Source organism: Neorhizobium sp. USDA 3394, assembly GCF_056280385.1.
Genome location: NZ_JBWCDU010000001.1, coordinates 1,998,092 through 2,016,583 on the forward strand (window position 1 = coordinate 1,998,092; position 18,492 = coordinate 2,016,583).

Annotated in this window: 19 protein-coding genes and 1 tRNA gene; 6 read left to right on the top strand and 14 right to left on the bottom strand. The window is 61.7% G+C overall.

From position 1 onward, the window contains the following. Positions 1 to 6: 6 nt before the first annotated feature. From ACZ9EJ_RS09540 to ACZ9EJ_RS09565, 6 genes are read right to left on the bottom strand one after another with little or no spacing between them, the layout of a single operon-like run. The gene (locus tag ACZ9EJ_RS09540) at positions 7 to 483 is read right to left on the bottom strand and encodes a phage tail tube protein (protein ID WP_046640655.1); all 477 of its coding nucleotides are present in this window, start codon (positions 481 to 483) and stop codon (positions 7 to 9) included. A 59-nt stretch (positions 484 to 542) separates the two neighbouring features. Then, complete coding sequence (locus tag ACZ9EJ_RS09545; protein ID WP_046640656.1) at positions 543 to 974, bottom strand: hypothetical protein; 432 nt, start codon at positions 972 to 974, stop codon at positions 543 to 545. 39 nt (positions 975 to 1,013) lie between these two features. After that, positions 1,014 to 2,168, bottom strand: coding sequence for a phage major capsid protein (locus ACZ9EJ_RS09550; protein ID WP_046640657.1), 1,155 nt, complete (start codon positions 2,166 to 2,168; stop codon positions 1,014 to 1,016). Positions 2,169 to 2,171: 3 nt separating this feature from the next. After that, positions 2,172 to 2,747 (bottom strand): HK97 family phage prohead protease, encoded by a 576-nt coding sequence (locus ACZ9EJ_RS09555; protein ID WP_046640658.1) that lies wholly within the window; start codon positions 2,745 to 2,747, stop codon positions 2,172 to 2,174. Next, on the bottom strand, positions 2,737 to 3,054 hold the full coding sequence (locus ACZ9EJ_RS09560; protein ID WP_046640659.1) for a gene transfer agent family protein: 318 nt from the start codon (positions 3,052 to 3,054) through the stop codon (positions 2,737 to 2,739). The genes ACZ9EJ_RS09555 and ACZ9EJ_RS09560 overlap by 11 nt, the downstream gene beginning before the upstream one ends. Beyond that, the gene (locus tag ACZ9EJ_RS09565; RefSeq protein ID WP_046640660.1) at positions 3,047 to 4,285 is read right to left on the bottom strand and encodes a phage portal protein; all 1,239 of its coding nucleotides are present in this window, start codon (positions 4,283 to 4,285) and stop codon (positions 3,047 to 3,049) included. Before ACZ9EJ_RS09565 ends, ACZ9EJ_RS09560 begins: the two co-directional genes overlap by 8 nt. A gap of 248 nt (positions 4,286 to 4,533) precedes the next feature. Between ACZ9EJ_RS09565 and ACZ9EJ_RS09570 the strand changes: the two genes are divergently transcribed. Further along, on the top strand, positions 4,534 to 4,779 hold the full coding sequence (locus tag ACZ9EJ_RS09570; protein ID WP_441942865.1) for a sunset domain-containing protein: 246 nt from the start codon (positions 4,534 to 4,536) through the stop codon (positions 4,777 to 4,779). A gap of 6 nt (positions 4,780 to 4,785) precedes the next feature. Here ACZ9EJ_RS09570 and ACZ9EJ_RS09575 read toward each other — a convergent pair whose 3' ends face one another. Both ACZ9EJ_RS09575 and ACZ9EJ_RS09580 read right to left on the bottom strand, forming a co-directional pair. Then, entirely contained in the window at positions 4,786 to 5,205 is a 420-nt protein-coding gene (locus ACZ9EJ_RS09575) for a hypothetical protein (protein WP_046640661.1), read from the bottom strand. A 339-nt stretch (positions 5,206 to 5,544) separates the two neighbouring features. Further along, a complete protein-coding gene (locus tag ACZ9EJ_RS09580; RefSeq protein ID WP_046640662.1) occupies positions 5,545 to 6,273 on the bottom strand; it encodes a hypothetical protein in 729 nt (242 codons plus the stop codon). A 411-nt stretch (positions 6,274 to 6,684) separates the two neighbouring features. Between ACZ9EJ_RS09580 and ACZ9EJ_RS09585 the strand changes: the two genes are divergently transcribed. Further along, a tRNA-Glu gene (locus ACZ9EJ_RS09585) sits at positions 6,685 to 6,759 on the top strand. 49 nt (positions 6,760 to 6,808) lie between these two features. Here ACZ9EJ_RS09585 and recJ read toward each other — a convergent pair. The 5 genes from recJ to ACZ9EJ_RS09610 form a co-directional block, all read right to left on the bottom strand. Continuing rightward, a complete protein-coding gene (gene recJ / locus ACZ9EJ_RS09590; RefSeq protein ID WP_046640663.1) occupies positions 6,809 to 8,641 on the bottom strand; it encodes a single-stranded-DNA-specific exonuclease RecJ in 1,833 nt (610 codons plus the stop codon). A gap of 88 nt (positions 8,642 to 8,729) precedes the next feature. Further along, the gene (locus ACZ9EJ_RS09595; RefSeq protein WP_251090517.1) at positions 8,730 to 9,008 is read right to left on the bottom strand and encodes a hypothetical protein; all 279 of its coding nucleotides are present in this window, start codon (positions 9,006 to 9,008) and stop codon (positions 8,730 to 8,732) included. A 130-nt stretch (positions 9,009 to 9,138) separates the two neighbouring features. Further along, positions 9,139 to 10,461 (bottom strand): homoserine dehydrogenase, encoded by a 1,323-nt coding sequence (locus ACZ9EJ_RS09600; RefSeq protein ID WP_046640665.1) that lies wholly within the window; start codon positions 10,459 to 10,461, stop codon positions 9,139 to 9,141. Positions 10,462 to 10,524: 63 nt separating this feature from the next. Continuing rightward, complete coding sequence (locus tag ACZ9EJ_RS09605) at positions 10,525 to 11,742, bottom strand: LL-diaminopimelate aminotransferase (RefSeq protein WP_046630685.1); 1,218 nt, start codon at positions 11,740 to 11,742, stop codon at positions 10,525 to 10,527. A 127-nt stretch (positions 11,743 to 11,869) separates the two neighbouring features. Beyond that, positions 11,870 to 12,271, bottom strand: a complete 402-nt coding sequence (locus ACZ9EJ_RS09610) for a hypothetical protein (RefSeq protein WP_046630688.1) — start codon at positions 12,269 to 12,271, stop codon at positions 11,870 to 11,872. Between the two features lie 122 nt (positions 12,272 to 12,393). Between ACZ9EJ_RS09610 and ACZ9EJ_RS09615 the strand changes: the two genes are divergently transcribed. Genes ACZ9EJ_RS09615 through radC form a run of 4 tightly spaced genes read left to right on the top strand, consistent with a single transcriptional unit; the run spans position 12,394 to position 16,651 of the window. After that, positions 12,394 to 14,250 carry a PHA/PHB synthase family protein gene (locus ACZ9EJ_RS09615; protein ID WP_046640666.1) on the top strand — a complete coding sequence of 619 codons (1,857 nt, stop codon included), beginning with the start codon at positions 12,394 to 12,396 and terminating at the stop codon, positions 14,248 to 14,250. Positions 14,251 to 14,262: 12 nt separating this feature from the next. Continuing rightward, on the top strand, positions 14,263 to 14,982 hold the full coding sequence (gene sfsA / locus ACZ9EJ_RS09620; RefSeq protein ID WP_046640667.1) for a DNA/RNA nuclease SfsA: 720 nt from the start codon (positions 14,263 to 14,265) through the stop codon (positions 14,980 to 14,982). A 25-nt stretch (positions 14,983 to 15,007) separates the two neighbouring features. After that, complete coding sequence (map, locus tag ACZ9EJ_RS09625) at positions 15,008 to 15,844, top strand: type I methionyl aminopeptidase (protein WP_046630694.1); 837 nt, start codon at positions 15,008 to 15,010, stop codon at positions 15,842 to 15,844. Positions 15,845 to 15,847: 3 nt separating this feature from the next. Then, positions 15,848 to 16,651, top strand: a complete 804-nt coding sequence (radC, locus tag ACZ9EJ_RS09630) for a RadC family protein (protein WP_046640668.1) — start codon at positions 15,848 to 15,850, stop codon at positions 16,649 to 16,651. Between the two features lie 28 nt (positions 16,652 to 16,679). Here radC and ACZ9EJ_RS09635 read toward each other — a convergent pair whose 3' ends face one another. Further along, complete coding sequence (locus ACZ9EJ_RS09635; protein WP_046640669.1) at positions 16,680 to 18,491, bottom strand: ABC transporter ATP-binding protein; 1,812 nt, start codon at positions 18,489 to 18,491, stop codon at positions 16,680 to 16,682. Position 18,492 lies beyond the last annotated feature (1 nt).

An 18,492-nucleotide genomic window follows, 5' to 3' on the forward strand; every position in this document is an offset into this window, starting at 1 on the left:
CCCCCTTTAGGAAGCCGATGCCGGGACTTCGATAATCGCCCCGCTGATGGCGAGCGAGAACGTCGTCTGGACGATGCTGTCAGCGTCGTTGAAGCTGTTCCTGCGACTGGCGACGATGGCGTTGAAATAGAAAACCGAGTTCTTCGGGCTGGCTCCGGCACTCGGCTTGTCGTTCAGCTCGACCTTGAAATTGTAGCCGGCGCTTCCCTGTTCGGCTGCAACAAGGGCCTGATAACCTTCATCGCCGCTGTCGCGAGCCACCACGAGTTCCATCGTGCCGTTGTCGCGGCTGCCCTTGGCCTTCTTCACATAGTCCTGATCGACCAGCTTGGCCGTGACGATCTCGGCTTCGGAACCGGCCTCGCCTACGTCCATGATGTTGGTGATTTCGGTCCAGTCATCCGCTGCATAGGCGACGGCAGTGGCGAAGGATGCTGTGGTCCCGATGCTGACCTTGGTCTTTGCGGTGGTGGTAATACCCATGTTGGTGACCTTTCACTTAAGGATGATAGGAGGCGGGAGAGCATCCCCCGCCATGCGGGTCAGGCCACCGGTTCGTGGCGGGCATTTCCCCTGATGAGGATGACGGCAATCGGGGTGCCGGTGCCGTGGGTGCCGCTGAAATCGGCCAACAGCTTGAGGTAACGGCGGTTGCCGATGTATCCGACCTTGGTAATCGTCGGATCGGCATGAGCGGCCTTGAGGGCATAGACGATGCCGCCCGCGTCCACCGTATCCACGCCCTGCACGTCCTCAGCAGTCACGGCTTCATAGGTCGCGTCATCGTCGCTGTGGGTCAGCTTGAATTCGACCTTGTTCGTGCCGTTGAAGGTGATGCCACCGGTGCCCACGTGGATGGCAAACATGGCGCTGTCGAAGCCAGCAAGGTCGATTGTGGCGGGCGTACTGTCGGCGGCAAGCACGGCGGGCGTGATGACGTTGACCAGCCCGATGTGGGAGATGATGTCGCGCATGAGATTATTCTCCTGTTTCGTTTCGGGTGAGGTCGGCGCTCAGGACGTTGCCATCTTGAGCTTCTTGATCGCGGCAGGCTGAACGACGCCACCGCCGACCCAGCGCGTGCCGTGCATCCGGGTGATGGCGCGCGTGGCCTGCGTATAAGGGTCGGACAGGACGCCAAGCGCCTGCCGGTCCACGATGCGGTAAGCCGTGGCGAGGTCACCGAAGGCAATGGGGAATGCGTTGGCGACGACATCCGGCATGTCGATGGCTTCGGCTACCGGACGGCCAAGCAGAGTTTCTGGCTGACCCGCCTGAAATGCTGGCTGCCAAAGGAAATTCCCTTGTCCGTCCTTGAGCTTACGGACGGCTGCCAGCGTCGTGCCATTCATCAACCAGACGCCACGGTTCCGGTACTGTGCCGGGAGCGAGTACATCAGCGAGATAAATGCATCGATTGCGAAAAGGGTAGCGTGACCGTTGGGGACGTACTGCACGGCTGTGGACGTGAGGATGCCTTCCGGCTGCTTGAAGCCGTCACCCAGCACGAACGCGGTGCTTTCCTTCTTGCCGAAGTCCTCCGCAAACGCGAGGCGGACTTCCGCTTCGGCGGTGCCGTCGCTGCCCATCAGAAGCGAGTTCGAAATATCGACATATGTGGTCAGGCGCTTGGCCACGATTTCGGTCTGACCGAACGTGACGGTGCTTTCTTCGGCTTCCTCGATCTCGCCTTCCCACTTGGCGTTCGTCAGGCCCGTGCGGCGCGGATATTTCACCGATGGTGCGGTGGTCTGGCGAACCGTCGCATACTGCCGAATGGGCGAAAACTCGGTGATCTCGCGGATCATCTCCGAAGAGACTTCGGCAGGTGCCAGGTATCCGGCCTGCTGGTCATTGGCGACGGTCAGCGCCCGGAGTTCGGCTTCGCTGGTCTGGTTGCCCCGGCGCAGATAGTTGAGGAAGGCGCGGCGCTCGGTGGCGGCTGCCTCGTCGGTCTGTTCCTGCTGCTGGGTGCCGGGACGATTGAGGCGCGTTTCCATCGCAGCGAGACGTTCGGTCAGGGACCGGACTTCCGTCTGATGGGCGGTGTGCCGTTCGTCGGCGGCGGTGCGGAGTTCTTCCACGGCTGCGGTTGCGGCGGCAAGCGGATCGTCTTCGCGGGTCTCAATCGGCAACGCCGAACGGACTTCGATAACTTCATGCTTCATTGGTCAATCCTTTCGAAGCGTTGCGATTGCGCCCTGCACGGCGCGGGTGAAGGCCGAAACATCCCCGATAGACCGCACCTGCTTGATGCGGGCATTGCCTGCGCTCGGCAGGGCCACGAGGCTGATTTCGACCAAATCGATGTCGGTGAGGATGCGGAGGCCGTTAGAAGCGCGTTCGGCTCCACGGGCACGGAAACCGATGCTAAGGCCGTTCAGCGCCCCTGCTTTGAGGAGGGCGTGAGCTTCCTTGCCGCGTGCCGTCTCGGTGATGAGTTTGCCGGTGACAGCGAGGCCGGTGGCGTCTTCGCGGATGTCGGTCCAAACCCCGATCACCTCATCCGTGCGATGGCTCCAGAGCATCGGGGGACGGATGTTGCGGGCCTGATGTTCGGACAGGGTGCGATTGAACGCGCCGCGCTTCACCACCTCATTGAAGCTGTTACGCTCATCGAAGATGGCAGCATGGCCGGTGAAGCTCCCGGCGTCGTCGGCAGCGAACCGGATATCGAAATCGAGAGTGTCACCCGTCCGTGCGTCGCGGGTGTCGAGTGAAATTGATTTCACAAGCTCATGCTGCATCGGTCGTCACCTTCGGAAACATCAGGGCCTCAAGAACGGGGAGAGCGACGGCGTACAGCTCGGTGACCGCCATACGCGGCAGGTAGGCCGTCACGAGTGCGTCGGCTTCCTCTGGGTCAGTGCCGCCGCCGATCAGGCCAAGGCGGATGACTTCGGTGAGTTCATTGAACCGGAAGTCCCCCGCGAAGAAGCGGCAGGACAGGCCACCGATCCCGGCACCTGTCTTGCGTTCCAGCTCCAGCACGAGGTCGGGCGTCAAAGTGAACGCCTTCTCGCTGTCACCGAAAAATTGGCGATGTTCAGGCATCGGGCTTCGTCTCCTCGGTTTTGGGTGAGGCAGACTTGCCGCTGGTCGTGAATGGGTTTTCGAGCTTGTCGCCGTCTGGCATGGCGGGGAGGTTTTCGAGGCGGCGGGCTTCGTTGGCGGTCATGACGCCTGCCGAACGGAACTGGCTGATCGCGGTGGCCCGCTCGCTGGCGTTGCCCTGCAAAAGGCCGTCCACGACGAACTCAATGCTGATCTGCGCTAGACGGTCTTCCTCGGTCAGCAACACCCGGCGATAGGCAGCTTCCCACCCGCGTATCCACGGCATCAGCGAAAACGTGACGAGCTGGCGGTTGGCCTCGGTGATGTTGGACCATGTGGCCCGGGAGAAGTCGGCCAAGAATGTCGGGGGTACGTTGAAGGCGCGGGCGATCTCGACAATCTGGAAAGCCCGCATCTCTGCAAACTGCGCATCTACGGACGTGAATGCCAGCGGGGTGAAGGTGCCCCCTTCTTCGAGGACAGCCGTGCCCCCGCTGGCTGCGCCGGATGTTGCGGCCTGCCATGAGGCCTTAATGCGTTTGGCGACTTCGGCACCAAGCTTCTGAGGGAAGGACAGGATGCCGCTAGGACGGCCACCGGAGGCCATGAGCTTGGCCATGTATTGTTCGGCGACGATGCAAAGGGCGATGGCTTCGCGGGCAGTCTTCACTGGTGCTTGGCCGGTGATGCCGTTCAGAGAGGCGAGCGGACGAACATGCAGAACGTCACGGAAGCTGTAGAGCTTTTCCGTGGTGTTCTCGCGATAACGATAAACAGGCTCCCCGGTGCGCTCATCGATTTCGACGGTCACGGCTGTGGGGGGCAGGCGGATGAATTCGACCACGCGTTTGTCGGTGCCGCGATTGGCATAGGCAAACCCGCCGCCCTGCAATAGCGCATCGATGGTGAGCTGAGACCGAAGCGCCCCGGCGCTCGTCCAGTCGTTGGCATCGCGATGGACAAGGGCATGGACGGGATGGTCGGGAGCTGGTTCCCTGCCGCCGTTATCCGCTGGCTGATACGCCTTGCAAGGAAGCGTGCCGAGTACCCCCGCGAGGAGTTCGACAGCGGTACGGACGGCAGGGACTGAGAGTGCGGCAAGAGGAGTAACCGCAACTCCAGAGGTGGCGGGGGATGCCCCGAATAGCTCCAGCAACCATGGTTCCGGGTCAGCGAGCAAACGCTGTTCCGAGACGACGACGGCAGAGGTTTCTTTGCGGAAGGGCCACATTGGGGACAACCAGACAAGCGTTGGATTAGCGCTTGTGGGTGTCTTCCCACTCTATTGACACTCAAGGCGGTCCACTAAGGACGCGGGTCAATGAAGCATCTGGAAACTACTGCAAATCAGGGTCGGGGTCAACGTGGTCGGGTACGGCCCCAGAATAGGTTTGGGTGAACTGATACAACTTTAAGCGCCATATGAACTGCCGATAAACTCAGCGGCCCTAGACTGCCGCTATGAGCAACTTCACCGTGATGGTCGTCGCGTCATCTGCCGTCGTGTTTCTGGCAACGGGCGGGTATGCCCTCGTTCCCCGCGAACTGTGGGACCCCGCGTGTAACATCAAGGGAAATGTCTCGATAGGATCACGGGAGCGCATCTACCACGTCCCCGGACAGTGGGATTACGTTTCCACCATCATCCGACGCGACTATGGCGAACGGTGGTTCTGCACAGAAGACGATGCTCGTGAGGCCGGTTGGCGGAAAGCGGGCCGATAGGCGTGGTCACGGGGAGATTTGAGCAGGCTTGCGGTCCCATGGTTGGTAACCGGCTTTCTCACGCTCGCTGTTAACGTCGGCGAGGCATACACCTAGCAAGGCATGCATTACCACAATGGCTGGACTTATCCTCCAATCGGCCTTGTTAGCCGTGTAATGCGAGTTGACTAGGTCCACGAGCATATCGCCTTTGATCTGCTGCTCACCCATACAGCTATCCAAGCCGGTGCGTAGCGGCTTCATCCACGCCGGTTCCCCCGGGATGGATGTCGTTATCGAACTGTCCACAACACCAAGCAGATATGACGATTGTTGTACCGGTGCCATTTCCTTCCATCGCGCATAATTGCCGATGAAAGAAGCGGCGGCAGCGGACGGCACGAGAACAGACAAAATTAGCGCCAGCTTGTATATTGACCGGATCACGAACCACTCCTTTGAACTGCTCGAATAATATCGAATGGTCAAAGCAATGCCAGAGGGTCCGCTATGTCGTCGGTGTTCTTGTTTACGACCACATAGCCCTTCCGCACTTTGAACGGCGCTGGCGCTGCGGCACCTAGGGGCTTTGGGGGTGAGGAGGCATCTTCGGGCGAAGCCCTATCTCTTCCCGAAAGCAGATGAAATTGATTTCAATAGGTGTGAGGGTGAGGCTCGCCGAAGCCCTTACCCCTATTCTATTATATGACCGATCTATCTTGACCCCTGTAAGAAATAATAGAATGGGGTTTCACCCGTTAAATTGGGGGGTAAAGATAAGATCGGTCATTTTTCGATGTAGCGGCTTAACCGCCTGAGTTCGGGGGTGAGTTCTATAGCCTGCTCCTGTCGGTCCATTACGTATAGCTCTACCGCCACCTGCGGGAACGCTCGGATCACCGACATCGACGCAAACTCAAAGAACTTCTCTCCGCTGTCGCCCGCCGCCCATATCGCGACCTTCTCACCCGCCATAAATGCGGGCCAATCCGCTAGCACGGCTTTGAAAATATCGATCTGGTAGCCCTCCGGCCAAAGCTCGGCCAGACCGCACATACACCCGAATTCCTTGCCGGTGGTGAGCGTCGGCAGAACGTTTAGTAGGTGGTCGATTTTCTCAATACGCACCTCTGCCACTGCATCTGTCTCGGGGATGCCTGTCATCGTACAGGCAAGGGTGTCACGTTCAACAATGAGGGCTTTTCGGCATCGGTCCCGATAGCGCCTCAGAAGGCTGGACATATGCTTCGCCACCGAGGCCGCCGTCTTTGGTCCCGGCTCCCCTTCTCGCAGAAGGGTCTTATTGCTCCCGTCGATCCTCGCCACCTCCCTGATGAAAGGCGGCTTCGAGGTCAAGCGGAAGAACTTCGAGATCGACCATCCTCCGAGCCGTTCGCAAAACTCATCCTGCGTTGCGACTGCCCAAACGTAGCCATCGCGTTCGAATGGCGCGGTTGCTTGTGCGTCGGCAATCAGGCTCTTGAGCAGGTCAATATTACGATCTTCAATCGCCATAGTTTCGGTTCCGTAATGATTTTCATTGCATCATTCGGGAGCCGTGCTATCTTCTCACTATTCCTCTGTGAGCTTAGCGGCTCCGAGACTGAAAGCCCCGGTTCGTTGCTGGCCGGGGCTTTTCTTTTAGGGGTCTGAGGCGTTAGCCAATCAGGGAAATAGCTTTTTGTTTTCAATCCCGGCTTTTTTCACCGTTAGCCAATGCAAGTGATTGAAAAAGCTATCTAGTGACAGACCCCTAGGGCGTGCCACTTCCACCTCCCCCAAGCTTTTGTTTTTGTTCCTGTATCCAGCTTTCGCGCGTCATTTTGCGGCTGCGCGATTTTTTGCGTCTGCAAGCGCTGGAAAATGCAATTTTGCGCTTGCGGGATAGAAACACCCTGACTATAAGGGCGCCACCACGAAGCGCACGCGCCCTTCGTCTATCGGTTAGGACACCAGATTTTCATTCTGGGAAGAGGGGTTCGACTCCCCTAGGGCGTGCCACTTCCTCTCTCCGCAAAAGCGGATTCTTTCCCAAAAATCAGAACGTTCCTCACGGCGCCTTCACGGCGTCCAGCAGGCGAAGCTGCATACGCCGCGTGCCCTGCCATTGGTCGGCGCTGAGGCAGCCGGCGGCGTGAATCTGCGCGCCTCTGGAATTGAGCAGCATATTGCCGAGCGGCGTTTCGGCGGCGCGGAAGGCTATGCCTTCCAGCCGCGAGCCGTCGGCCGCCTCCAGCGTCACCTTGATATGCGCGGTCCCGACCAGGCGGGCATCCTTCAGCCGGTGGGCGGGGATGGCAAAGACCGGCTGCGAATGACCGGAACCATAGGGGCCGGCCTGTTCGAGCTGGTCGAAAAGTTCCAGCGTCGCTCCGGAGGCCGATAGCGCGCCGTCGATCTTCAGAACATGATTGGCAACCAGTGCCGGCACGCCCTCGCCCGCCATCTCCTCGAAGAAGGCGCGCAGGCGGCCGAGATTGCTGCGCTCGACCGTCAACCCGGCTGCCATGGCGTGGCCGCCGCCCTTGACGAGCAGGCCGGCATCCACCGCCGCGCGCACCATGCGGCCCATGTCGAAGCCGTTGATCGAGCGGCCGGAGCCCGTGCCCTTGCCGGACGGATCGAAGGCGATCGCGAAAGCCGGCCGCTTGAATTTCTCCTTCAGCCGCGCCGCGATCAGCCCGACAATGCCCGGGTGCCATTTGTCGCGCGCCGTGACGATGACGTTTGCCCCCTCGCCGTTGCCGTATTCAGCCAGCACCTCGGCCTCGGCCTCGGCAAGCATGGCGGCCTCCATGGCCTGCCGCTCGCGGTTGAGATCGTCCAGGCGGCCGGCGATCTCCTCCGCCTCGATCGGATCTTCCAGCGTCAGCAGGCGGCTGCCGAGAGCCGCGTCACCGATGCGTCCGCCGGCATTGATGCGCGGGCCGATCAGGAAGCCGAAATGATAGGGCGTCACCGGGCCGCCAAGCCCCGCCTTGCGGAACAGCGCGGAAAGCCCGGCATTGCCCATATGGCGGGCCGCAAGCAGTCCCTTGACCACATAGGCGCGGTTGAGCCCCTTCAGCGGCACCACGTCGCAGACGGTCGCCAGCGCGACGATATCGAGCCAGGCGAGCAGGTCGAGCGATTTGGCGCGCGGATCGCCGATCTGGCGCATGTGGCGCGCGGCCGCGACCAGAACCAGGAAAACGACGCCGGCGGCACAGAGGTGGCCCTGGCCCGAAAGATCGTCCTCGCGATTCGGATTGACGAGCGCCAGGCACGGCGGCAGTTCGTGGCCGAGCTGGTGGTGGTCGATGACCACGACGTCGCAGCCCTCGTCGCGCGCCGCCGCAAGCGCATCATGGCTGGTGGAGCCGCAGTCGACGGTAACGATGAGGCGGGCGCCGTTGGCGATCAGCTGGCGGATCGCCGCCGGATTGGGGCCATAACCCTCGAAGATGCGGTCCGGAATGTAGATTTCCGCCTCGACGCCGAAATGGCGGAGAAACCGGTAGAGCAATGCCGAAGAGGACGCGCCGTCGACGTCGTAATCGCCGAAGATCGCAACCTTTTCCTGCCGGGCGATCGCATCGGCAAGCCGCAGCACCGCCTTCTCGCAATCGGTGAGCGTATAGGGATCCGGCATCAGCGAGCGGATGGTCGGGTCGAGAAAGGCGGGAGCGTCGTCCAGAGCCACGCCGCGGCCGGCAAGCACGCGGGCGACGAGATCGGGAATGCCGTGGACCTGGGCAATCGCCAGCGCCCGGTTCTGGGCTGCCTGATCGAGACGCGACACCCACCGCTGATCGCCTGCGGAGCGTTCGACGCCGAGGAATGCGCGCGGAACGGGATCAACCGTTTCCACTGTCGACGAAAGCGCGGAGAAAATTCTTGTCATGGAGCGCTTTTAGCCTATCGCGAGAGCAAGAGGAATCGCTTTGACGGGATTGCCGGTTGGACCGAGCCGTCTTGCGGATGCCGGCCGGTCACAGCATCGACCAGACGAATGCGGAGCCGCTGATGCCGGCCGCGACTGCGAAGAACACAAGCAGGCAAACAAAAACCCGCCGCCCTTCGAGACCGTCGCCACGCGTCTGATCATTGGCATGAACGAAACGCATGGGCCGAGAGCCATGGGGCTCCGAGCGGACGCCACTGAGTTGCAGCCGGTATCCCTTGTTCCGCGTGTTCATTTTCCGCGTATTCACGGCCCGCATCTTCATGGCGATCGCGCAAGCCTCCTCGACAGTGATTGCCAGCGACAATCTACGTCCAGGGGCCTTGAGCGGCCAGTCAGGGAGCCTTCGCAGCCCTGCTTTTCACAGACGTTCCCGAAAGGTTCCGGCGTTACCCACAGGAAACGGCAGCGCCCGTCTTTTCGAAGCGGCCCTGTTTTTAAAAAGCCTTCGGGCGTTCGATGCGAATCACCTGAGGCTCGCCGACGAGATAACTTTCCGCCTTGATCGCATCGACCGCCTTGCGGACGGAATCCTCCGTGGTCGCATGAGTGACGAGGATGATGGTCTTCGGCGTATCTGCCGCGGTATCCGGCTTGGATCGCTGCATGATCGATTCCAGCGAGATGCCGTTTTCCGCCATGCGGGCGGCGATGCTGGCGAAGACGCCGGTGCGGTCGGCGACAGTCAGGCGAATGAAATAACCGCCCTCGTGGCTCTGCATACGGGCGCGCTTGTAGGGCGCCAGCGACGCGGCCGGTGTGCCGAGGACCGGAACGCGCTGGGCGCCCGGGCTGCTCTTGGCGATGTCGGCGATGTCACCGAGAACGGCGGACGCGGTCGCATTGCCGCCGGCGCCGGGGCCGACCATCAGCAGTTCCCCGAGGATATCGGATTCGATCGCCACCGCATTGGTGACGCCGTCGACCTGGGCGATGACCGAGTCGTGCGGCACCATGGTCGGATGAACGCGCTGTTCGATGCCGCTGTCGGTCAGCTGGGCAACGCCGAGCAGCTTGATCCGGTAGCCGAGATCGGCGGCTGCATGAATGTCCTCGATCGAGATATTGCTGATGCCCTCGAGATAGATCTCGTCGGCTGCGATCTGCGTGCCGAAGGCGAGCGTCGTCAGGATGGCGAGCTTGTGGGCCGTGTCGTTGCCCTCGATGTCGAAGGCCGGATCAGCCTCGGCATACCCAAGCCGCTGCGCTTCCTTGAGGCAATCGGCAAACGACAGGCCTTCCTTCTCCATCCGGGTCAGGATGTAGTTGCAGGTGCCGTTCATGATGCCGTAGACGCGCGACACGGTATTGCCGGTCAGGGATTCACGAAGCGCCTTGATGACCGGAATGCCGCCGGCGACGGCCGCCTCGAAATTGAGAAGAACGCTTTTCTCTTCGGCGATCTTGGCAAGCTCGACACCGGAGGCGGCAAGCAGCGCCTTGTTGGCGGTCACCACGTGGAGACCACGGGTCAGCGCCGCCCGCACGGAATCGGCGGCGGCACCCGAGGCACCGCCCATCAATTCCACGAAGACGTCGATATCGGCCTCGTTGGCCATCTTTTCCGGCGTGTCGAACCAGGCGATGCCGGAAATGTCGATGCCGCGGTCGCGCGACCTGTCGCGGGCCGTTACCGCCGTGATCTCGATCGCACGGCCGCAAGTCGTTGCCAATTCATTCGCGCGGGTCTGGATGATCCGGACGAGCGAGGCACCCACAGTGCCGAGACCCGCAATGCCGACTTTGAGGGCGTCTGCCATGCTATTCTTCCTGATTGCCTGGGAGGTGGCGGCCCGTCAGGGCCGCCGGAAATGCTGGTCCGATCAGCGGCGCGTGTTGAGCGAGATGACGTTGTGCATCGTCTCGTCGGCCGTCGACAGGAACTTCTTGATGTTGCGGGCCGCCTGGCGGATGCGATGTTCGTTCTCGACCAGTGCCAGACGAACATAGTCGTCGCCCATCTCGCCGAAACCGATGCCCGGTGCGACCGCGACGTCCGCCTTCTCGACGAGGAGCTTCGAGAATTCGAGGCTGCCGAGGTGGCGGAACTTTTCCGGGATCTTCGCCCAGGCGAACATGGTCGCTGCCGGCGGCGGCACTTCGAAACCAGCCTTGCCGAAGGAATCGACCATCACGTCGCGGCGGCGCTTGTAGACATTGCGGACTTCCGCGATGTCGGAACCGTCGCCGTTGAGGGCATGGGTCGCGGCAACCTGGATCGGCGTGAAGGCGCCGTAGTCGAGGTACGACTTGACGCGGGTCAGCGCCGAGATCAGCCGCTCGTTGCCGACCGCAAAACCGATGCGCCAGCCGGGCATGGAGAAGGTCTTCGACATCGAGGTGAACTCGACGGCGATATCCATCGCGCCGGGTACCTGCAGCACGGACGGTGGCGGTTCGCCTTCGAAGTAGATTTCCGAATAGGCAAGGTCGGAGAGCACGATGATGTCGTGCTTTCTGGCAAAGCTCACCACCTCTTTATAGAAGTCCAGAGAGGCGACATGCGCCGTCGGGTTGGACGGATAGTTGATGATCAGCGCCAAGGGCTTCGGGATCGAATGTTTCACAGCCCTTTCGAGTGGCGGGAAGAAGCTGTCATCCGGCTCGACGTTCATCGAGCGGATCACGCCGCCTGCCATCAGAAAGCCGAAGGCGTGGATCGGATAGGTCGGGTTCGGGCAGAGGATCACGTCGCCAGGCGCGGTAATCGCCTGCGCCATGTTGGCGAAGCCTTCCTTGGAGCCCAGCGTCGCGACGACCTGGGTATCCGGGTTGAGCTTCACGCCGAAACGGCGTGCGTAATAAGCAGCCTGGGCGCGGCGCAGGCCGGGAATGCCCTTGGACGACGAATAACGATGGGTGCGTGGGTCCTGTACGACTTCGCAGAGCTTGTCGACGATCGCCTTCGGGGTCGGAAGGTCGGGATTGCCCATGCCGAGATCGATAATGTCCGCGCCACCCGCTCGCGCGCTTGCCTTCAAACGGTTGACCTGTTCGAAGACGTATGGCGGCAGGCGTCGGACTTTATGAAACTCTTCCATCTTTCTCCCCGTGGAGGGCGCGCAGCGTCGGACGCGACGCGCCGGTGTCGCATGATTGGCGATTTTTTGCTTTGCGACCAAAAGCGCCGAAAGGCAAGTGCTATTTGCCGATATGGGGCTGGCTGGACTACTTGGCGATCTCTGCCAACGCGTCCTTGCCGTGATCGGCGGCGAGCTTGCGGTATTCGGCGACCCGGCGCTGATATTCGGCTTCCGAGATCGAGCCCGACCGGCGCAGGCGGGCGAGCGACGCAAGGCGCGGCTCGCTCTTGTTGTAATCCTCGTCCTCGATCTGCTCGGCCGCAGCGCGCAGCGTCGGATCGAAGGTCGGATAGACGCCGGTGTTCTGCCGGGTGACGGGGCCTGGCGGCGGCGCGGTCTTGTTCTGGACGACCACGGCCGGCGGTGCGGTGTTCGGAATACCGTCATCCAGGGCAAAGGTTTTGCCGTTGCAGCCGGCCAAAAGAGAGAGCGCGCCAAGACCGATGAAAAGCGGTAAGCTGCCGATCCGATGCCTCAGTTTTTCCATTTCCGTAACCCAGTTTCCGTCATCGGCCAATGCACCTGAAGGCGCCGATCGCTGGCACTTGTATTCGCTTTCAGGCACAATGTACAAACGAAAACAACTAACAAACTGTGGGGAGGCAGCACGTGGCGGAAAAGACCGACGATAAAGGGCAGGCCGGACAGGAATTTCCGGGATTCGACCCCAAATCGGTCGAGGCCTATGTGGTCAAGGACCCGCAGGCGCTCGCCATGAACTTCGCCCGGGCGCTCGAAAATCTCGGCAAAGCGGCATCGGAATGGCTCGGCCCCCGCGAACGCGGCGAGATCGGCGATTCGGTCGACCCGATGACCGACCTCGTGAAGACCCTTTCCAAGGTCACCGAATACTGGATTTCGGATCCGAAGCGGACGCTCGAAGCCCAGACCCTGCTGTTTTCCAGCTATATCGGCATCTGGACGCGGACGCTCAATCAGTTTTCGGGGCAATATTCCGGCCAGCCTGTCGCCTCCGAGACCGACACATTGCCGAAGGACAAGCGGTTCGCCGATCAGGACTGGGCAAAGAACCCGTTCTTCGCCCTCCTCCGGCAGCTCTATCTCGTCACCGCCTCCTGGGCCGATAAGCTGGTCAACGAAGCCGAAGGGCTCGACGAGCACACCCGGCACAAGGCCGCCTTCTACGTGAAGCAGGTGACGGCAGCCCTTTCGCCGGCCAATTTCGCTCTGACCAATCCGGAGGTCTATCGCGAGACGGTGGCCAGCAACGGCGCCAACCTGGTGGCCGGCATGAAGATGTTCGCGGAGGATATCGCCGCCGGGCGCGGTGACCTGAGGCTGCGCCACACCGACGCGACCAAGTTCGCGATCGGCCGCAACATGGCGTTGACGCCCGGCAAGGTGATCGCCCAGAGCGAGGTCTGCGAGGTCATCCAGTACGATCCGTCGACGGAAACGGTGCTGAAGCGCCCTCTCCTCATCTGCCCCCCGTGGATCAACAAGTTCTACATTCTCGACCTCAACCCGCAGAAAAGCTTCATCAAGTGGTGCGTCGACCAGGGCCATACGGTCTTCGTGATCTCCTGGGTCAATCCTGACGAACGCCATGCGAAGAAAGACTGGGAATCCTACATGCGCGAGGGGATCGACTTCGCGCTGACCACGGTCGAGAAGGCTACCGGCGAAAAACAGGTCAACGCCATCGGTTATTGCGTCGGCGGAACGCTGCTTGCCGCGACGCTTGCCTATCACGCCCAGAAGAAGAACGGTCGCATCGCATCGGCGACCTTCCTTACCACCCAGGTGGATTTCACCCATGCGGGCGATCTCAAGGTCTTCGTCGACGAGGAACAGATCGCCTCGATGGAAAAACAGATGAACACGGTCGGCTATCTCGACGGCTCGAAGATGGCGACCGCCTTCAACATGCTGCGCGCCTCCGAGCTCATCTGGCCCTATGTCGTCAGCAACTACCTGAAGGGCCAGGAACCGATGCCGTTCGACCTGCTCTACTGGAATTCCGACAGCACGCGCATGGCGGCGGCCAACCACGCCTATTACCTGCGCAACTGCTATCTCGACAACAACCTGAGCAAGGGCCAGATGAAGCTCGCGGGAAAGACGATCTCGCTGAAGGACATCAAGATCCCGGTCTACAATCTCGCCACCCGGGAGGACCATATCGCGCCGCCGAAATCGGTCTTCCTCGGCTCGTCGTTGTTCGGCGGTCCTGTGGATTTCGTGCTGACCGGTTCGGGCCACATCGCCGGCGTCGTCAACCCGCCCGACAAGCAGAAGTACCAGTACTGGACCGGCGGCAAGGCCGAAGGCCAGTACGAAGACTGGCTGACAAATGCAGAGGAAAACAAGGGATCCTGGTGGCCGCACTGGCATGCCTGGGTTGAAGCAAAGGACGACAGCCGTGTGCCGGCCCGCAAGCCCGGCGGCAAGGCACTGAATGCGATTGCCGATGCGCCTGGCACCTATGTGCTGGAACGCATCTGACCCTATTCGCAGATGCGCTTCGATCCGCCACTGGTGCCTGCCACCCTCCTGCAACGCTACAAACGTTTCCTGTTCGACGCCGTGCTGGCGGACGGCACGCCGTTTACCGGCTCCTGCCCGAATACCGGCTCGATGCGCGGTTTGACGACGCCGGGCTCGAAGATCTGGGTGTCGCTGCATGACAGCCCGACCCGCAAATACCGGCACACGTTCGAGATGGTCGAGGTGGACGGCGAGCGCGTCGGCATCAATACCGGCCTGCCGAACCGGCTCGCGGAAGAAGCGATCCGCGCCGGGCTGATCCCGAGCCTTGGCGGCTATCAGACGATCCTGCGCGAACAGCGCTACGGCCGCAATTCGCGCATCGACTTCCTGCTGATCGGCGACGGTCTTGCGAATGCGTATGTGGAGGTCAAGAACGTTCATTTCTGCCGCGAACCCGGATTGGCGGAGTTTCCCGATACGGTCACCAAGCGCGGTGCCAAACATCTGGAAGAGCTGGGCGACATGGCGGAGGCTGGTCACCGGGCGGTGATGATCTACCTCATCCAGCGGCACGACTGTTCGCGGTTCCGTATCTGCGGAGATCTCGATCCTTTCTATGCGCTCGCCTTCGAGCGCGCCAAAGCCCGCGGCGTCGAGGCCTATGCGGTGCATTGCCGCGTTTCGCCGGAGGAAATAACGCCTTCGGGGCTGATCGCCATGGACGAACCGGGCCCGGCTGCTTTATGAACGGGGAGATTGCGAGAGAAGAACCATGGTCAACTATATCGAGGCGGTTTCCGCCCCCCTGAAGAATACGGGTGCGATCCGCCTCTATAGCGCGGAGGACTTTGCCGGCATGCGCAAGGCCTGCCTGCTGACGGCGCGCTGCCTCGACGAGCTTGCGTCGATCGTGCAGCCCGGCGTCACCACAAACGCGATAGACCGCTTCGTCTTCGAGTTCGGCATGGACCACGGCGCGCTGCCGGCGACGCTGAACTATCGCGGATACACAAAATCCTCCTGCACCTCGATCAACCACGTCGTCTGCCACGGCATTCCGGACGACAAGCCTTTGCGGGAAGGTGATATCGTCAATATCGACGTCACCTATATCCTCGACGGCTGGCACGGGGATTCGAGCCGCATGTATCCGGTCGGGCAGATCAAGCGCGCTTCCGAGCGCCTGCTCGAAGTCACCTACGAATGCCTGATGCGCGGCATAGAGGCCGTGCGTCCCGGCGCACGCACAGGTGCAATCGGCGAAGCGATCCAGACCTATGCTGAAGCGGAACGCTGCTCGGTCGTGCGCGATTTCTGCGGCCATGGCGTCGGCCGGCTTTTCCACGACTCGCCGAACATCCTCCATTACGGCCGCGCCGACGAGGGTCCGGAGATGAAGGAAGGCATGATCTTCACCATCGAGCCGATGATCAATCTCGGCAAGCCGCATGTGAAGGTGCTTTCCGACGGCTGGACGGCAGTGACCCGCGACCGGTCGCTGTCAGCGCAATACGAACATGCGATCGGCGTCACCGCCACCGGCTGCGAGATCTTTACCTTGTCGCCCGGAGGTTTCGACCGACCCGGCCTGCCACCGCTTTCGAGGTAACGGATGGCCAGCCGCTCCGCTCCTCCGCCGGACGAACAGACGTCCTTCATCGAGGACGAGCGCGGCTTTTTCGCCGAACAGCTGACCAAGCCGAAAGCCATCAAGAAACCGGCCTCGATGGGCGACGACGAGCCGGGCGCGCATTACCACGGTCACCGCGAGCGCCTCAAAACCAAGTATCGCGAACATGGCGACACCGGACTTGCCGACTACGAGATCCTTGAACTCCTGCTGTTCCGGTCTATCCCGCGCCGCGATACGAAACCGCTTGCCAAGGCGTTGATCGCCCGGTTCGGAACGCTTGCCGGCGCTCTGGGCGCGCCGCTCGGATTGCTGCAGGAGGTCAAGGGCGTCGGCGAGGCGGTAGCGCTCGACCTGAAGCTCGTCGCGACGGTCGGTCATCGGATGCTGAAGAGCGAGCTGCGCGGCAAGCAGGTGCTGTCATCTTGGTCCTCGGTCATCGATTACTGCCATGCGATCATGGCCTATGAACCACGCGAACAGTTCCGCATCCTCTTCCTCGACAAGCGGAATGCGCTGATCGCCGACGAGGTGCAGGGTCATGGCACCGTCGACCATACGCCGGTCTATCCGCGCGAAGTCGTGCGCCGGGCGCTCGAACTGTCGGCGACCGCGATCATCCTCGTCCACAACCACCCGAGCGGCGATCCGACGCCATCGCGCGCCGATATCGACATGACGAAGACGATCGTCGACACCGCAAAACCTCTCGGCATCACGGTGCACGACCACATCATCATCGGCAAGGACGGGCATGTCAGCCTGAAGGGGCTAAGGCTGATCTGAGTTTTCGCGGCCTCAGGTCCGCCTTCCCTCAGGCCACCTGCACCAGATGGCCCGCGGAAACCTCGCGATACTCGCGCGCCGGCGGCTGGAAACCCATCGGACGAACCGGGCTCTTCAGCTCGTCGTTGGAAATGCCCCGGCGGATGCCGCGGCGGACCGGGTCCGGCACCGGAACGGCTGCCATCAGCTTTTTCGTATAGGGATGCTGCGGATTGTCGAAGACCGCGGCGCGCGGGCCGATCTCGACGATCTCGCCGAGATACATGACCGCTACCCGATGGCTGACCCGTTCCACCACCGCCATGTCATGGCTGATGAACAGGAAGGCGAGGTTGAGACTCTGCTGAAGGTCGAGGAGCAGGTTGCAGACCTGCGCCTTGATCGAGACGTCGAGCGCCGAGACGCTTTCGTCGGCGACGATCACCTTCGGATCGAGCGACAGGGCGCGGGCAATCGCGATGCGCTGCCGCTGGCCGCCGGAAAACTCGTGCGGATAACGGCCGGCCATGTCGGGCGAGAGGCCGACCTTGCGGAGAAGATCGGCGGTCTTCTCCCTGGCATCCTTCGCGTTGCCGAGCTTGTGCTTGACGAAGGGTTCGGAGATTGCGGCGCCGACCGTCATGCGCGGGTTGAGCGACGAGAACGGATCCTGGAAGATCATCTGGATGGTCTTGCGCATGTCGCGCAGGCCGGTCTGGTCGAGACGCAGGACATCGTAGCCGTCGAGCGCCACGTCGCCGCTGGTCGGCTCGATCAGCCGCATGATCGAGCGGCCGGTCGTCGACTTGCCGCAGCCGGATTCACCGACCAGTGACAGGGTTTCGCCCTGGAAGAGGTCGAAGGAAATATTCTCGACCGCATGGACGGAACCCGTCTGCGTCGCGAACAGGCCGGAGCGGACCGCGAAGCGGGTGACGAGGTTCTTCACTGCCAGAACCGGGGTTTTTCGCGTATCGACGGTGCCGGCGACTTCCTTCGGCTCTGCGGTCTCACCGGTGGTGATGTCGACGACCGGGAAACGGGTCGGCCATTTGCGGTCCTGCATCGAGCCGAGCCGCGGCACGGCCGACAGCAGCGCGCGGGTATAGGGATGTTTGCCGCGATGGAAGATTTCCTCGGTCGGACCGCTCTCGACCGCCTCGCCGCGATACATGACGATGGTACGGTCGGCGATCTCGGCGACCACGCCCATGTCATGGGTGATGAAGAGCACCGACATGCCCTCCTCTTCCTGCAGCACCTTGATCAGGTCGAGGATCTGTCCCTGAATGGTGACATCGAGCGCTGTGGTCGGTTCGTCGGCGATCAGCAGCCTGGGTTTCGAGGCCAAGGCCATGGCGATCATGACGCGCTGGCGCATGCCGCCGGAGAACTGGTGCGGATAGTCGTCGAACCGTGCGCCGGCATTCGGAATGCGGACCTTTTCGAGCAGCCGCACGGTTTCCGCGCGCGCCTGAGACTTCGTCAGTCCCTTGTGGCGCGTCAGCACTTCCGAGATCTGCCGTCCGATCGTGAAGATCGGGTTGAGCGAGGTCATCGGCTCCTGGAAGATCATCGAGGCGTCGTTGCCACGAACCCCCCGCATCTCCTTTTCGGAGATCGACAGGAGATCCCGGCCGGAGAGCAGGATGCTGCCCTCGATGCGGCTGGTATTGGCAGCCAGCAGCCGCATGATCGACAGCGAGGTGACGCTCTTGCCGGAGCCGCTCTCGCCGACGATCGCCACCGTTTCTCCCGGATGCACGTCGAAGGAGACGTCGCGGACGACGCTTTTCCATTCGCCATCGACCAGGAAGGATGTCGTCAGGTTCCTGACGGAAAGAACAGGTGTCTCGGTCATG

Excerpts from the sequence above, each read along its gene's own strand:
- ACZ9EJ_RS09540 (WP_046640655.1), bottom strand. The coding sequence starts at position 483 with ATGGGTATTACCACCACCGCAAAGACCAAGGTCAGCATCGGGACCACA.
- ACZ9EJ_RS09545 (WP_046640656.1), bottom strand. The coding sequence starts at position 974 with ATGCGCGACATCATCTCCCACATCGGGCTGGTCAACGTCATCACGCCC.
- ACZ9EJ_RS09550 (WP_046640657.1), bottom strand. The coding sequence starts at position 2,168 with ATGAAGCATGAAGTTATCGAAGTCCGTTCGGCGTTGCCGATTGAGACC.
- ACZ9EJ_RS09555 (WP_046640658.1), bottom strand. The coding sequence starts at position 2,747 with ATGCAGCATGAGCTTGTGAAATCAATTTCACTCGACACCCGCGACGCA.
- ACZ9EJ_RS09560 (WP_046640659.1), bottom strand. The coding sequence starts at position 3,054 with ATGCCTGAACATCGCCAATTTTTCGGTGACAGCGAGAAGGCGTTCACT.
- ACZ9EJ_RS09565 (WP_046640660.1), bottom strand. The coding sequence starts at position 4,285 with ATGTGGCCCTTCCGCAAAGAAACCTCTGCCGTCGTCGTCTCGGAACAG.
- ACZ9EJ_RS09570 (WP_441942865.1), top strand. The coding sequence starts at position 4,534 with ATGGTCGTCGCGTCATCTGCCGTCGTGTTTCTGGCAACGGGCGGGTAT.
- ACZ9EJ_RS09580 (WP_046640662.1), bottom strand. The coding sequence starts at position 6,273 with ATGGCGATTGAAGATCGTAATATTGACCTGCTCAAGAGCCTGATTGCC.
- recJ (WP_046640663.1), bottom strand. The coding sequence starts at position 8,641 with ATGACAAGAATTTTCTCCGCGCTTTCGTCGACAGTGGAAACGGTTGAT.
- ACZ9EJ_RS09600 (WP_046640665.1), bottom strand. The coding sequence starts at position 10,461 with ATGGCAGACGCCCTCAAAGTCGGCATTGCGGGTCTCGGCACTGTGGGT.
- ACZ9EJ_RS09605 (WP_046630685.1), bottom strand. The coding sequence starts at position 11,742 with ATGGAAGAGTTTCATAAAGTCCGACGCCTGCCGCCATACGTCTTCGAA.
- ACZ9EJ_RS09610 (WP_046630688.1), bottom strand. The coding sequence starts at position 12,271 with ATGGAAAAACTGAGGCATCGGATCGGCAGCTTACCGCTTTTCATCGGT.
- sfsA (WP_046640667.1), top strand. The coding sequence starts at position 14,263 with ATGCGCTTCGATCCGCCACTGGTGCCTGCCACCCTCCTGCAACGCTAC.
- map (WP_046630694.1), top strand. The coding sequence starts at position 15,008 with ATGGTCAACTATATCGAGGCGGTTTCCGCCCCCCTGAAGAATACGGGT.
- radC (WP_046640668.1), top strand. The coding sequence starts at position 15,848 with ATGGCCAGCCGCTCCGCTCCTCCGCCGGACGAACAGACGTCCTTCATC.
- ACZ9EJ_RS09635 (WP_046640669.1), bottom strand. The coding sequence starts at position 18,491 with ATGACCGAGACACCTGTTCTTTCCGTCAGGAACCTGACGACATCCTTC.